Origin of the sequence: Pseudomonas putida (assembly GCF_022627325.1) — a bacterium.
Classification (GTDB): domain Bacteria; phylum Pseudomonadota; class Gammaproteobacteria; order Pseudomonadales; family Pseudomonadaceae; genus Aquipseudomonas; species Aquipseudomonas putida_X.
Genome location: NZ_JAETZZ010000007.1, coordinates 221,373 through 235,885, shown reverse-complemented (window position 1 = coordinate 235,885; position 14,513 = coordinate 221,373). Strand labels below are relative to the sequence as shown.

The 14,513-nt window shown below is 62.2% G+C and carries 10 protein-coding genes; 2 read left to right on the top strand and 8 right to left on the bottom strand.

What is annotated here, in order from left to right:
* Positions 1-31 precede the first annotated feature (31 nt).
* Complete coding sequence (locus JNA92_RS13480; protein WP_241805125.1) at positions 32-478, top strand: excinuclease; 447 nt, start codon at positions 32-34, stop codon at positions 476-478.
* A gap of 234 nt (positions 479-712) precedes the next feature.
* Here the strand turns inward: JNA92_RS13480 and JNA92_RS13475 are convergent, their stop codons facing one another.
* Complete coding sequence (locus JNA92_RS13475; protein WP_241805123.1) at positions 713-1,606, bottom strand: LysR family transcriptional regulator; 894 nt, start codon at positions 1,604-1,606, stop codon at positions 713-715.
* 108 nt (positions 1,607-1,714) lie between these two features.
* On the opposite strand from JNA92_RS13475, the gene JNA92_RS13470 reads away from it, so the two are divergent.
* A complete protein-coding gene (locus tag JNA92_RS13470; protein WP_431312460.1) occupies positions 1,715-2,959 on the top strand; it encodes an MFS transporter in 1,245 nt (414 codons plus the stop codon).
* Between the two features lie 53 nt (positions 2,960-3,012).
* On the opposite strand, the gene JNA92_RS13465 is transcribed toward JNA92_RS13470, so the two are convergent.
* The 7 genes from JNA92_RS13465 to aroK all read right to left on the bottom strand — a co-directional run bounded on the left by JNA92_RS13465 (position 3,013) and on the right by aroK (position 14,509).
* Positions 3,013-3,360, bottom strand: a complete 348-nt coding sequence (locus tag JNA92_RS13465) for a YgiW/YdeI family stress tolerance OB fold protein (protein WP_241805120.1) — start codon at positions 3,358-3,360, stop codon at positions 3,013-3,015.
* Between the two features lie 254 nt (positions 3,361-3,614).
* Positions 3,615-4,679 (bottom strand): uroporphyrinogen decarboxylase, encoded by a 1,065-nt coding sequence (gene hemE, locus JNA92_RS13460; RefSeq protein ID WP_241805119.1) that lies wholly within the window; start codon positions 4,677-4,679, stop codon positions 3,615-3,617.
* 151 nt (positions 4,680-4,830) lie between these two features.
* Entirely contained in the window at positions 4,831-6,249 is a 1,419-nt protein-coding gene (locus tag JNA92_RS13455) for an FAD-dependent oxidoreductase (RefSeq protein WP_241805118.1), read from the bottom strand.
* 123 nt (positions 6,250-6,372) lie between these two features.
* Positions 6,373-10,818: a glutamate synthase large subunit gene (gltB, locus tag JNA92_RS13450; RefSeq protein WP_241805117.1), complete on the bottom strand. Its 4,446-nt coding sequence runs from the start codon at positions 10,816-10,818 to the stop codon at positions 6,373-6,375.
* 372 nt (positions 10,819-11,190) lie between these two features.
* Positions 11,191-12,783: an SPOR domain-containing protein gene (locus tag JNA92_RS13445; RefSeq protein ID WP_241805115.1), complete on the bottom strand. Its 1,593-nt coding sequence runs from the start codon at positions 12,781-12,783 to the stop codon at positions 11,191-11,193.
* Positions 12,784-12,798: 15 nt separating this feature from the next.
* On the bottom strand, positions 12,799-13,896 hold the full coding sequence (gene aroB / locus JNA92_RS13440) for a 3-dehydroquinate synthase (protein ID WP_241805113.1): 1,098 nt from the start codon (positions 13,894-13,896) through the stop codon (positions 12,799-12,801).
* A gap of 94 nt (positions 13,897-13,990) precedes the next feature.
* A complete protein-coding gene (aroK, locus tag JNA92_RS13435) occupies positions 13,991-14,509 on the bottom strand; it encodes a shikimate kinase AroK (RefSeq protein WP_241805111.1) in 519 nt (172 codons plus the stop codon).
* Positions 14,510-14,513 lie beyond the last annotated feature (4 nt).

Here is a 14,513-nt window from a genome sequence, read left to right as displayed (position 1 = left end):
ACCCAACCCCACTGAAACCAAGGAAGACCCGATGCGCCTGAAAACCTGGACCGCTGCCACCGCCCTGCTGCTCTGCGCCCTGCCGGGCGTCAGCCAGGCCCGTGACACCGCCCTGTACCTACCCTTCGAGAAAGTTGTGCAGCAGATGCTCAACGAGAAGAAGCTCGATGGCTCGGTGAAGTTCTACCTGGCTGGCGTACAGCCACGCGGCAAGGTCAATGTGATCAGCGCCAACGCGGTCACTAACAAGAAGACCAATGCCTTCAACAAAAGCGACGAAGCGGCCTGCGAATGGGCGTTGCAATCGGCCCTGCTGACCCTGCAGGACGCCGCGCGCAAGGTGAACGCCAACGCGGTGACCAATATCGCCAGCTACTACAAGAAGAACGAACGCAAGGATGCTGCGACCTACGAGTGCCATGCTGGCGCGGTGATCGCGGGTGTGGCGCTCAAGGGTGACCTGGCGCGCGTGAACTGATCGCTTCTGCAAACCTGGAAAATGTGTGAGCCAGCTTGCCGGCGATGGGCCGCAAAGCGGCCCTGAATCGCTACAAGACTGGCATCAGCCTTCAGGTTTGGCACTTTTAGCAGTGCCATCTCCAGGTCAATTCCAGTGAGTCAGCTCCATTAGGGCTGCTATGCAGCCCAACACTGGCAAGCCAGCTCTCGCCGGTGCGCGCAGGCCAGTCCAATCGTGCCCGCTTTTGCCCGCCTAGCCGTATACCTGCCCGGTCACCAACTCGGCAAACGCTCTCGCCATCGCCGACCCGCCTCGTTCACGCTGCACCAGCCACACCGCTGACGTCGCCTCTTCATCCAGTAAGGTACGGTACACCACGCCCTCGATGCGCATGCGTTGGAATGAAGCCGGCAGGACCGAAACCCCCAAACCCGCCGACACCAGCCCAATGATGGTCATGGCCTCCCCCGCTTCTTGAGCAAAATGCGGATTGAACCCCGCCTGCCGCGCCAGGCTGAGCAACTGGGCGTGCAAACCACTGCCGTAACTGCGCGGGAAGAACACGAACGGTTCGTGGGCCAGCGCCGCCATGTGCACACCGTGCTCGGTCCCTTCGGCCAGCGCATGCGAGGCATTGATCACCGCCACCAATGGTTCGCGAAACAACTCCGTGGCCACCAGCCCTTCCGGCAAGGGCATGGGCCGCATCAGCCCGACCTCGATGGACTCATCGAACACCCCCTCGGCGACATCGCGGCTGCTCATTTCCTTGAGGTTCAGGTGCACTGCCGGGAAACGCTGGCGGAAGGCATGAATAGCCTTGGGAATTTTCGAGGTGAAGGGGGCAGACGACGTAAAGCCGATCTTCATTTCGCCCAGCTCACCCAACTGCGCGCGGCGCGCGACATCAGCCGCCTTCTCAACCTGCGCGAGTACCTGACGCGCTTCCTCGAGGAACAGCCGGCCGGCCTCACTCAGCTCGACCCGACGATTGGTACGTTCGAACAGGCGCGCGCCCAACTCCTGTTCCAAGGCCTGGATCTGTTGGCTCAGGGGTGGCTGAGAAATGCCTAATTGCTGGGCCGCCCGCCCAAAGTGCAGCTCTTCGGCAACTGCAATGAAGTAACGCAGGTGGCGCAGTTCCATGGGCCCTCCAGAACAAGTCGTCAAACATCTTAAATAGGTCGAACAATATATTGGATCTAATCATTAGGCAGCTATATGATTTTTTCATTGCACCTGAGGTACCCACCCGTGAAGACTGCTGTAGCCCCCCTTCCTGCTGAGCCCGAGCCTGCCCCGCTGAACGACATCTGGATCGAGAAAGGCACCCCTGCCTTCATGAAGACCGTACTGGCCCTGTTCAGCGGTGGCTTCGCGACCTTCGCCCTGCTGTATTGCGTGCAGCCGATGATGCCGCTGCTGTCGCAGGAGTTTTCGATCAATGCCGCGCAGAGCAGCCTGGTACTGTCGGTGTCGACCGGCATGCTGGCGTTCGGCCTGCTGATCACCGGGCCGATTTCCGACCGCATCGGGCGCAAGCCGGTGATGGTGTTTGCCCTGCTCTGCGCCGCGTTATCGACCATCGTCAGCGCGGTGATGCCGACCTGGGAAGGCGTACTCGCCACGCGGGCGCTGGTCGGCCTGTCGCTGAGCGGCCTGGCAGCTGTGGCGATGACCTACCTGAGCGAAGAAATCCACCCCCAGCACATCGGCCTGGCCATGGGCTTGTATATCGGTGGCAATGCCATCGGCGGCATGAGCGGTCGCCTGATCACCGGCGTGCTGATCGACTTCGTCAGCTGGCACACGGCAATGCTGACCATCGGTGGCCTGGCCCTGATCGCAGCGCTGGTGTTCTGGAAGGTGCTCCCCGAATCGCGCAATTTCAGGGCGCAGACGCTGAAACCGCGCAGCCTGCTGGACGGCTTCGTCATGCACTTCAAGGACGCGGGCCTGCCCTGGTTGTTCCTCGAAGCGTTCCTGCTGATGGGCGCGTTCGTCACCCTGTTCAACTACATCGGCTATCGGCTGCTGGCCGAGCCCTATCACATGAACCAAGCGCTGGTCGGCCTGCTATCGGTGGTTTACCTGTCGGGTATCTACAGCTCGGCACAAGTGGGGGCGCTGGCAGATAAACTGGGACGCCGGCGGGTGTTCTGGGCGAGCATTCTGGTCATGGCGGGCGGGCTGTTGCTGACATTGGCCAGCCCCCTGGTGATGATTATCGTGGGGATGCTGATCTTTACCTTCGGCTTTTTCGGAGCGCATTCGGTAGCCAGCAGCTGGATCGGCCGGCGAGCGCTGAAGGCCAAGGGCCAGGCTTCTTCGTTGTACCTGTTCTGCTATTACGCGGGGTCGAGTGTGGCGGGCACGGCAGGTGGGGTGTTCTGGCACCAGTGGGGCTGGAGTGGTATCGGGCTGTTCATCGGCAGCCTGCTGACGGTGGCGTTGCTGGTGGCATTGCACCTCAGCAAGCTGGCGCCCAAGGCTGCCTGAACAGGGTTGCGCTGCAGCCCAATCGCCGGCTTGCCGACGATTGGGCCCTCAGGTCAGTTAACGATCTCGACGATGTCCACATCCACTTCACGGCTCATCAGGTGCTTTTCCACCTCACCGGTCAGCTTGACCTTGGTCTTGTCGTTGAACGGCGTCGGCGGCAGGTCTTCATCATCGATCTCGACGGAGATAGTGCCGGTGTTGTCCTTGAATTCGTACTTGTCGTCATTGTTGACCTTCTTGGTGACATACCCCTGCAGCACTACGGGGGTGTCATCGGCTGCGTCATTGGCCGCGGCGACGGTAGTCACCGCCTGAGCGCCTGGGCCGGTGTAACCGGCGGCCAAGGCAGCGGTACTGAACAAGGGGGCGAGAATCAGAGCGAAGTAGCGAGCTTTCATGAGGTTCGGGTCCTGTTTCGGTTTCGATGGGACCAGATTAGCGACGATCGCTGAATTAAAACTTAATGCAACAAAACCAGGGCATGGCACCGGCTTTGCCGGTGATCGCCGACAAGCCAGCCACAGCTGACCGCACCTCGTGGGAGTACCTGTCTTGCGCAACTGCTAAAAGCTGGCGCGGCCCCTGTGGGAGCCGGCTTGCCGGCGATGGGCCGCAAAGCGGCCCCGATTCGCGTGACTGGCCAGCACTCAGATCACTGGTGGTACTGCGCGGACAGTCCATGCACGGCGTTGATGAACACGCCCGCATGCTCCGGGTCGACCTCCGGCGTAATGCCGTGACCGAGGTTGAACACATGGCCGGTACCCTTGCCATAGCTCGCCAGGATCCGTGCCACTTCGTTGCGGATGGCCTCGGGCTTGGCGTACAGCACGGTCGGGTCCATGTTGCCTTGCAGGGCAACCTTGTCACCCACGCGGCGGCGGGCGTCGCCGATCTCGCAGGTCCAGTCCAGGCCCAGTGCATCAGCGCCGGCTTCAGCGATGCTCTCCAGCCACAGGCCGCCATTCTTGGTGAACAGGATTACCGGCACCTTGCGCCCATCGTGCTCACGGATCAGGCCGCTGACGATCTTGCGCATGTAGGCCAGGGAGAACTCCTGATACGCCGCCGCCGACAGGTTGCCGCCCCAGGTGTCGAAGATCTGCACGGCCTGGGCACCGGCCAGAATCTGCCCGTTGAGGTAGCTGGTGACCGACTGTGCCAGCTTGTCCAGCAGCATGTGCAGGGCTTGCGGGTTGTCGTAGGCCATCGCCTTGGTCTTGCGGAAGTCTTTGGACGAGCCACCTTCGACCATGTAGGTGGCCAGGGTCCATGGGCTGCCGGAGAAACCGATCAGCGGCACACGGCCGTTGAGCTCGCGCCGAATGGTGCTGACGGCATCCATCACGTAGCCGAGGTCTTTCTGCGGATCAGGGATGGCCAACGCTTCGATGTCGGCCGGGGTGCTGATGACCTTCTTGAAACGCGGGCCTTCGCCGGTCTCGAAGTAAAGGCCAAGGCCCATGGCATCGGGAATGGTGAGGATGTCCGAGAACAGGATCGCTGCGTCGAGCGGGTAGCGTTCCAGCGGCTGCAGGGTGACCTCACAGGCGAACTGGGGGTTCATGCACAGGCTCATGAAGTCACCGGCCTTGGCGCGGCTGGCGCGGTATTCCGGCAGGTAACGGCCGGCCTGGCGCATCATCCATACAGGGGTGACGTCTACGGGTTGCTTGAGCAGTGCACGCAGGAAACGATCGTTCTTCAGGGCAGTCATGTCGGCATCCGGCAAAAAAGTGCGGGCATTTTCTCAGACGCCAGCGCAAAAGGCACGGTTGAGACCATGCGTTTTGTCTATTGGGTGCCGTGGATCAAACAATTTTGTATACAAAAACCGATGAGGCCGCTGTGCGGCCCCATCGGGCCGATCAGACTTCGAGGTAATCCAGGATACCTTCAGCAGCGTTGCGGCCTTCGAAGATGGCGGTCACCACCAGGTCCGAACCGCGCACCATATCGCCACCGGCAAATATTTTCGGGTTGCTGGTCTGGTGCTTGAACTTGCCTTTCTCCGGGGCCACCACGCGGCCTTGGCTGTCCATCTGGATGCCATGCTGCTCGAACCAGGGGGCCGGGCTTGGGCGGAAGCCGAATGCGATCACCACGGCGTCCGCCGGGAGGATTTCTTCGGAACCCGGGATTGGCTCAGGGCTGCGACGGCCACGGGCATCCGGCTCGCCAAGACGGGTCTCGACCACCTTCACGCCTTCCACCTTGTCTTCACCGACAATGGCGATCGGCTGACGGTTGTAGAGGAATTTCACGCCCTCTTCCTTGGCGTTCTTCACCTCTTTGCGCGAGCCTGGCATGTTGGCTTCGTCACGGCGGTAGGCACAGGTCACCGACTTGGCTCCCTGGCGGATCGAGGTGCGGTTGCAGTCCATCGCGGTGTCGCCACCGCCCAGCACCACGACCCTCTTGCCCTGCATATCGACGAAGTCTTGCGGCGACTTCTCGAAGCCCAGGTTGCGGTTGACGTTGGCGATCAGGAAGTCCAGCGCGTCATGCACGCCCGGCAGGTCCTCGCCCGGGAAGCCGCCTTTCATGTAGGTATAGGTACCCATGCCCATGAACACGGCGTCGTACTCGGCGAGCAGCTGTTCCATGGTGATGTCGGTGCCCACCTCGGTGTTCAGGCGGAACTCGATACCCATGCCAGTAAAGACTTCGCGACGATGGCTCAGCACGGTCTTTTCCAGCTTGAACTCGGGGATGCCGAAGGTCAGCAAGCCGCCGATTTCAGGGTTCTTGTCGAACACCACCGGGGTAACCCCGGCACGCACCAGCACGTCGGCACAGCCCAGGCCCGCCGGGCCAGCACCGATGATGGCAACGCGCTTGCCAGTCGGTTTGACCTTGGACATGTCCGGGCGCCAACCCATGGCGAAGGCGGTGTCGGTGATGTACTTCTCAACCGAACCGATGGTCACCGCGCCGAAGCCGTCGTTCAACGTGCAGGCCCCCTCGCACAAACGGTCTTGCGGGCACACACGGCCACAGACCTCCGGCAGGGTGTTGGTCTGATGCGACAGTTCGGCCGCGGCCAGGATGTTGCCTTCGGCGACCAGCTTCAACCAGTTCGGGATGAAGTTGTGCACCGGGCACTTCCACTCGCAATACGGGTTACCGCAGCCCAGGCAGCGATGCGCCTGCTCTACGGACTGCTGAGGCTTGAAGGGCTCGTAGATTTCCACGAACTCCTTCTTGCGCTGGCGCAGCAGCTTTTTCTTCGGGTCCTTGCGGCCCACTTCGATGAACTGGAAGTCGTTACTCAGACGTTCAGCCATTTTTCAAAACCTCTTAACAGCAGCTGCAAGCTACAAGCTGCAAGCCGCAAGACGATCACTTAAGCCGGGCGAACCTCGAGCTGCTCTTACTTGCAGCTTGAGGCTTGCCACTTGCAGCTGTTTTTACTGCGGGTTGGCACGGGTACTGGACAGCAGTTGCTTGAGATTGGCCGCCTTCGGCTTGACCAACCAGAAGCGCCGCACGTAATCGTCCAGGTTCTCCGAGAGCTCACGCCCCCACTCGCTGCCGGTTTCTTCCACGTATTCGCCAAGGACCCGCGCCAGGTGGCTACGGTAGGCTTCCATCGCTTCACCACTGATACGCTGGATTTCCACCAGTTCGTGGTTGAGCTTGTCGACGAAGCTGTTGTCCATGTCGAGCACGTAGGCGAAGCCGCCAGTCATGCCAGAGCCGAAGTTGTAACCGGTCTTGCCCAGGACGCAGACAAAGCCACCGGTCATGTATTCACAGCAGTGATCGCCAGTACCCTCGACAACAGCGTGGGCGCCGGAGTTACGCACAGCGAAGCGCTCGCCCGCGGTGCCGGCGGCGAACAGCTTGCCGCCCGTGGCGCCATAGAGGCAGGTGTTGCCGACAATGGCGCTGTGCTGGGTTTCGAACGGGCTGCCGGCTGGCGGCACGATGGTGACCTTGCCACCGGTCATGCCTTTGCCGACGTAGTCGTTGGCGTCACCTTCCAGGTACAGGTTCAGGCCGCCGGCGTTCCACACGCCGAAGCTCTGGCCTGCAGTGCCCTTGAAGCGGAAGGTGATCGGCGCTGCGGCCATGCCCTGGTTGCCGTGCAGCTTGGCGATTTCGCCGGAGATGCGCGCACCGATGGAGCGGTCACAGTTGCAGATGTCGAGCGCGAACTCGCCACCGGCCTGATCGCGGATGGCCGGCAGGGCCATTTCGACCATCTTCTCGGCCAGCTCGCCCTTGTCGAACGGCGGGTTCTTGTCGACTTCGCAGAACTGCGGCTTGTCGGCCGGAATGTGCGAGCTGCCCAGCAGCGGCGACAGGTCAAGGTGGTGCTGGCGCTCGGTATCGCCTGGCAGCACGTCGAGCAGGTCGGTCCGGCCGATCAGCTCGCCCAGGCTACGCACACCCAGCTTGGCCAGCCATTCGCGGGTTTCTTCGGCAACGAAGGTGAAGAAGTTGATCACCATGTCGACGGTGCCGATGTAATGGTCCTTGCGCAGCTTGTCGTTCTGCGTGGCCACGCCGGTGGCGCAGTTGTTCAGGTGGCAGATGCGCAGGTACTTGCAGCCCAGGGCGATCATCGGTGCGGTACCGAAGCCAAAGCTCTCGGCACCCAGGATGGCAGCCTTGATCACGTCCAGGCCGGTTTTCAGGCCACCGTCGGTCTGTACCCGTACCTTGCCGCGCAGGTCGTTGCCGCGCAGGGTCTGGTGGGTTTCGGCCAGGCCCAGTTCCCACGGGGCGCCGGCGTACTTGATCGAGGTCAGCGGCGAAGCACCGGTACCACCGTCGTAACCGGAGATGGTGATCAGGTCGGCATAGGCCTTGGCCACGCCAGCGGCGATGGTACCCACGCCTGCTTCTGCCACCAGCTTGACCGACACCAGGGCCTGAGGGTTGACCTGCTTGAGGTCATAAATCAGCTGGGCCAGGTCTTCGATCGAGTAGATATCGTGGTGTGGCGGCGGCGAAATCAGGGTCACGCCCGGTACCGCATAGCGCAGCTTGGCGATCAGGCCGTTGACCTTGCCGCCTGGCAACTGCCCACCCTCGCCCGGTTTGGCGCCTTGGGCAACCTTGATCTGCAGCACTTCGGCATTGACCAGGTATTCCGGAGTCACACCGAAGCGGCCGGTGGCCACCTGCTTGATCTTGGAGCTACGGAGGGTGCCATAGCGCGACGGGTCTTCACCGCCTTCCCCGGAGTTGGAGCGCGCGCCCAGGCGGTTCATCGCCTCGGCCAGCGCTTCGTGAGCCTCTGGCGACAGCGCGCCCAGCGAGATACCAGCAGAGTCGAAGCGCTTGAGGATCGCCTCCAGCGGCTCGATCTGATCCAGCGGCAGGGCCTGATCGGCCACCTTCACCTTCAGCAGGTCGCGGATCATCGATACCGGGCGCTGGTCGACCAGCGTGGTGTATTCCTTGAACTTGGCGTAGTCGCCCTGCTGCACGGCAGCCTGCAGCGTATTGACCACATCCGGGTTGTAGGCGTGGTACTCGCCGCCGTGGACGAACTTGAGCAGACCGCCCTGCTGGATCGGCTTGCGCGCGCTCCAGGCCTCGGCGGCGAGCAGCTTCTGGTCGCCCTCAAGGTCGACGAAACGCGCGCCCTTGATGCGGCTGGACACGCCTTTGAAGCTCAAGCCGACCACTTCTTCGGCCAGGCCCACCGCTTCGAACAGCTGGGCGCCACGGTAAGAGGCGATGGTGGAGATGCCCATCTTCGACAGGATCTTCAGCAGGCCCTTGGAGATGCCTTTGCGGTAGTACTTGAACACTTCGTCCAGATCGCCCAGCACTTCGCCGGTGCGGATCAGGTCGGCCAGCACTTCATACGCCAGGTACGGGTATACCGCAGAGGCGCCGAAGCCAAGCAGTACCGCGAAGTGGTGCGGATCACGGGCAGTGGCGGTTTCGACCAGGATGTTGCTGTCGCAACGCAGGCCTTTTTCCGTCAGGCGGTGATGGACCGCGCCAACGGCGAACGAAGCATGCACCGGCAGCTTGCCCGGGGCGATATAGCGGTCGCTGAGCACCAGCTGGGTCTTGCCTGCGCGAACCGCTTCTTCTGCCTGATCGGCGATGTTGCGGATGGCCGCTTCCAGGCCGATGCCTTCCTCGTAGTTGAGGTCGATCAGCTGACGGTCGAAGCCTTCGCGCTCCAGGTTCATCAATGAACGCCATTTGGCGGGCGAGATGACCGGGGAGCTGAGGATTACCCGCGAGGCATGCTCGGGAGATTCCTGGAAGATGTTGCGCTCGGCACCCAGGCAGATCTCCAGCGACATGACGATCGCTTCGCGCAGCGGGTCGATCGGCGGGTTGGTAACCTGGGCGAACTGCTGGCGGAAGAAGTCGTAAGGCGAACGCACGCGCTGCGACAGAACAGCCATTGGCGTGTCGTCACCCATCGAACCGACCGCTTCCTGGCCTTGCTCGCCGAGTGGGCGCAGTACCTGGTCACGCTCTTCGAACGTGACCTGGAACATCTTCATGTACTGCTTGAGCTGGTCAGCGTCGTAGCTGGCCGCGCCCTGGTCGTCGGTGAGGGTCGCCTGGATGCGCAAGGCGTGCTGACGCAGCCAGCGCTTGTACGGGTGGCGCGACTTCAGCCGGTTGTCGATGGCATCGGTGTCGAGGATGTGACCGGTCTCGGTGTCCACGGCGAAGATCTGGCCTGGGCCGACACGCCCCTTGGCGATGACATCTTCAGGCTTGTAGTCCCAGACGCCGATTTCCGACGCCAGGGTGATATAGCCATTCTTGGTGGTCACCCAGCGCGCCGGGCGCAGGCCGTTGCGGTCAAGCAGGCACACCGCATGGCGGCCTTCGGTCATGACGATGCCGGCCGGGCCATCCCACGGCTCCATGTGCATGGAGTTGTATTCATAGAACGCGCGCAGGTCGGCGTCCATGGTCTCGACGTTCTGCCAGGCTGGCGGTACCAGCATGCGCACGCCGCGGAACAGGTCGATGCCGCCGGTGACCATCAGCTCCAGCATGTTGTCCATGCTCGAGGAGTCGGAACCAACGCGGTTGACCAGCGGGCCGAGCGCTTCGAGGTCGGGGATCTGGTCGTTGGCGAACTTGGTGCGACGGGCCATGGCCCAGTTGCGGTTACCGGTGATGGTATTGATCTCGCCATTGTGGGCGAGGAAGCGGAACGGCTGCGCCAGCGGCCATTTCGGCAGGGTGTTGGTGGAGAAGCGCTGGTGGAACACGCAGATCGCGGTTTGCAGGCGCTCGTCGTCCAGGTCCGGATAGAAGGCCGCGAGATCGCGCGGCATCATCAGGCCTTTGTAGATGATGGTCTTGTGCGAGAAGCTGCAGATGTAGTGGTCGGCGTCGTGGGCGTTGGCCACGGACGAACGGCGACGGGCACTGAACAGCTTGATGGCGAATTCCTGATCGCTCAGGCCTTCACCGCCGATGAACACCTGTTCGATCTGCGGCAGGCGCTCCAGCGCCAGGCGGCCGAGCACGCTGGTGTCGATCGGGACTTTGCGCCAGCCAACCAGGGTCAGGCCGGCAGCGATGATTTCGCGGTCCATGTTGGCGCGAGCAGCTTCGGCTTTTACCGGGTCCTGGTTGAAGAACACCATGCCAACGGCGTACTGCTTTGGCAGGTCGACGGCAAAATGTTCCTGGGCTACGGCACGCAGGAATTGATCGGGTTTCTGCATGAGCAGACCGCAACCGTCACCGGTCTTGCCGTCGGCGTTGATACCGCCACGGTGGGTCATGCAAGTCAGGGCCTGCATGGCAGTTTGCAGAAGGTGGTGGCTCGGTTCGCCCGTCATATGGGCGATCAGGCCAAAACCACAGTTGTCCTTGAATTCTTCGGGATGGTACAGACCTGTTTTCATAGACACTTTCTCACCAGGTTCACCTCTCAACCGGAGGCAAATCTCTTTTTTAACAACCACTTACCATCCACGCCGATCAAATGCCAGCTTTTTTGCGGTGGCCATGGAAAACCATTGTTGCACAGCGACAGCGATACCCACAAATTTTCATGTCTCACCATTGAAAATTTATGTCGCAATATTGAATGTTTTGCGCCATGCGCCGTGATAGCGGCTTGGCTCGAGCCTGAAGCGTTCCAGCCATGACTGCAAGATTGGCTTGTGGCCGGCAGCCTGGGACAGAAAAGCCTGCCGCGCTCGGGCGCAGCAGGCTAGACGAAAGTCAGTTATCGCTCAGCAACTGGGCGGCGGGGTGGTGCCGCCCGGAAGGTATCAGCGGGCCGTAGCCAGCTCTTGTTGGACGCTGGCTACAGTACGTGGCCAAGGTTTACCAGCCTGAACCTTCGCTGGCAAGTTCTTGATTGCCGCAACCGCTGCATCGCGGTTGGCGAAGCTACCATAAGTGACCACGTAAAGCGGCTTGCCCTGCAGGGTTTTCTTGAAGTAGCGATAGTCGCCACCCTGCGCCTTGATGAAGGCCTGCGCCGACGCTTCAGAGCTGGTACCGAGGATCTGCACGACATAGTTGCCAGGCTTCTGCCCGGTGTACCAGCCACTGTTACCGCTCCCGCCAGCCGCTTTGGCAGCAGGCTTGGCGGTGGCAACCTGGGCCGGTGCCGGAGCAGGCTTGGCAGGTGCAACCGGCTTGGCCGGCTGGGTTGCTACCGGTTTCTGCGCAGGAGCAACCGGCTGAGCCGGCGGCGTGCTGGTAGTGGCCTGGGCCATGGTGGGTGCAGGGCCGGCAGCCTCACCCTGCGGTGGTGCGATGGTCGTGACCGTAGGCGGATTGCCCGGCTGCAGCGCAGTGCTGTCCGCCGGGCCACCTTCCTCACCATCCCCCATGCCGGCGGCCTGCGCCAGAGGCTCGCGCATCACCGGCTGCGACTGGCCAACCAGCGGCAGTGGCATCGGCTGCGACGACCCTGAGAACTCGATCGCCGGGTCAGCAGGCTTCCCTTCCCCCAGCGGCAATTGGGCTTGGGCCGTCGGCGCATCCGTGGCCGCCTTGTCGCTTTTCTTGGGCATGAGAACCGCGGCAGCAACGGCGACCACAACGACAGCGGATAGCGCGAGCACGTGTTTCTTAGGCATTTTGAACCCCATGGTTGGTCGCTTCGCCGAACTACGGCTGGCGATCATGGCTTCGATCAAAGTATCGCGGGCGACCTGGTTGATATTGCCGGGCCACCCGTCGGAGTGTTCGTGAATATCGACGATCTGCTCATGGGTGAACACCTCGATGCCCCGGCCTGCGCCTTCCAGGCGCTGCTCCAGGTACTCGCGGGTCTCTTCCTCGCTGTAGGGCGCGAGTTCAATGACGTGGAAACGTTCTTCCTCGACAGGGATCTCGTCCAACCCGGCGATCAGCGACGCTTCGCCGAACAGGAACACGTGCGGGCGCCCCTCCGGGACACCTGCAGCCAGCTCCAGCAACGCTTGGAGTGCCGACTCGTCGAGTTGTTCCGCATCGTCCACCAGTAAATAGACTTCCTGCCCGGTGAGGGCAAGCTGGACTACCTTGGAGAGGATCGCCTGAACGTCCGCCGTGGCCAGCTCAAGCGCCTGGGCCACCTGGCCCAGCACACTGGCGGCATCGCTGGCGCTACGGGCCGAGACCACTACGCTCTGCACCGACTGCTTGTTGGTGCTGGCCACCAAGGCCTGGCGCAGCAAGGTTTTACCACTGCCGACAGGGCCTGTAACCACCAGCATCAGCTGGCTGTAACGGGCCAGGTGGTGCAGTTGGCCGAGCACAGGCTTGCGCTGGGCAGGGAAAAACTTGAAGCCGGGCACACGCGGCGCGAACGGATCGTGGCTCAACTGGTAATGGTCGAGAAACGCCTCATCGGCATGCAAACTGGTCATTGCGCTGTCACAACCTCAAAGCTGGGCCACGATCGCGCGGTAATCCGCCGACAGCGTGGCCTGAAGAACCTCTTTCGGATAGTCGTCGGTCACCACGGCTTCGCCCATCTGGCGCAGGAGCACCAGACGCAAACGCCCATCGATCACCTTCTTGTCGACCGCCATATGCTCCATGAAATGCGCCGGGGTCATTTCCTGTGGTGGCACCACCGGCAAACCTGCATCCTGCAGCAGGCGGATTGCGCGATCGCGCTCGGACTGGTCGATCCAGCCCAGGCGCATCGACATCTCCAGAGCCATCACCGTGCCCGCTGCCACGGCTTCGCCGTGCAACCAGACACCGTAGCCCATGTGCGTTTCGATGGCATGCCCGAAGGTATGCCCCAGGTTGAGCGTCGCGCGCACACCGGACTCACGTTCATCAGCCCCGACCACGGCGGCCTTGGCTGCACATGAGCGCTGGATCGCTTCGGTCAGCGCCGCAGGTTCAAGGGCGCGCAAGGCCTTGATATTGTCCTCGAGCCAACCGAGGAAGGGCTTGTCGCAGATCAGCCCGTACTTGATCACTTCGGCAAGGCCCGCCGACAGCTCGCGCTCGGGCAGGGTCTTGAGGGTGGCGGTGTCGATCAGCACGGCATTGGGCTGATAGAACGCACCTACCATGTTCTTGCCCAGCGGGTGGTTGATCCCGGTCTTGCCTCCAACAGAGGAGTCGACCTGGGAAAGCAGGGTGGTGGGGACCTGGATGAAATCGACGCCACGCTGATAGCACGCGGCAGCGAAGCCGGCCATGTCGCCGATAACGCCACCACCGAGGGCCACCACCGTGGTGCGGCGGTCGTGCCGGGCGCGCAGCAGGCCGTCGAAGATCAACTGCAGGGTTTCCCAGTTCTTGTGGGCTTCGCCATCCGGAAGGATCACTGGCAGCACCGCATAGGCACCCAGCGTCTTGCTCAGACGTTCGAGATACAGGGGCGCGACGGTCTCGTTGGAAACGATGGCAACCTGCCGGCCGGCAATATGCGGCGCCAGCAGTTCTGGCTGGTCAAGCAGGCCTTCGCCAATGTAGATCGGGTAGCTACGCTCGCCCAGGTCGACCTTAAGTGTCTGCATGTATCCCCACAATGTACTTGGGCGCGGCGCCGGCTGAGCGACCCACGCGGTAACGTTGAACCTCGCCTCGGCCCTGGCCGAGAATAGTCCCGGCCTACCGGGGCGGCAATTGCTGCAAGCGTTCGAGAATATCCAGTACGACCATGCGCGGCGGCCGTTCGTCGGTTTCCACCACGATGTCGGCGATCTCACGGTACAGCGGGTCGCGCGCCTCGAGCAGGTTGCGCAAGGTCGCCTCCGGATTGGCGGTACGCAGCAATGGCCGATTGCGATCGCGCGCAGTACGCCCCACTTGCTGTTCCACCGAGGCATGCAGGTAGATCACCCGGCCGCCATGGTGCAGCGCGTGGCGGTTGGCCTCGCGCATGACCGCACCGCCGCCGGTCGCCACGACCACGCCATCGAGCGCGCAGAGCTCGGCGATCATCGCCTGCTCACGGTCACGGAAACCCGGCTCGCCTTCTTTGTCGAAGATCCACGGGATATTGGCGCCGGTTCGCAGTTCGATTTCCTTGTCGGAATCTTTGAACAGCAGGCGCAGCTCTTTGGCCAACAGGCGCCCGATGGTGCTTTTTCCAGCGCCCATGGGCCCTACAAGTATCAAATTTCGCACAGAA

Excerpts from the sequence above, each read along its gene's own strand:
- hemE (WP_241805119.1), bottom strand. The coding sequence starts at position 4,679 with ATGACTGCCCTGAAGAACGATCGTTTCCTGCGTGCACTGCTCAAGCAA.
- JNA92_RS13475 (WP_241805123.1), bottom strand. The coding sequence starts at position 1,606 with ATGGAACTGCGCCACCTGCGTTACTTCATTGCAGTTGCCGAAGAGCTG.
- JNA92_RS13465 (WP_241805120.1), bottom strand. The coding sequence starts at position 3,360 with ATGAAAGCTCGCTACTTCGCTCTGATTCTCGCCCCCTTGTTCAGTACC.
- aroB (WP_241805113.1), bottom strand. The coding sequence starts at position 13,896 with ATGCAGACACTTAAGGTCGACCTGGGCGAGCGTAGCTACCCGATCTAC.
- JNA92_RS13480 (WP_241805125.1), top strand. The coding sequence starts at position 32 with ATGCGCCTGAAAACCTGGACCGCTGCCACCGCCCTGCTGCTCTGCGCC.
- JNA92_RS13455 (WP_241805118.1), bottom strand. The coding sequence starts at position 6,249 with ATGGCTGAACGTCTGAGTAACGACTTCCAGTTCATCGAAGTGGGCCGC.
- gltB (WP_241805117.1), bottom strand. The coding sequence starts at position 10,818 with ATGAAAACAGGTCTGTACCATCCCGAAGAATTCAAGGACAACTGTGGT.
- JNA92_RS13445 (WP_241805115.1), bottom strand. The coding sequence starts at position 12,783 with ATGACCAGTTTGCATGCCGATGAGGCGTTTCTCGACCATTACCAGTTG.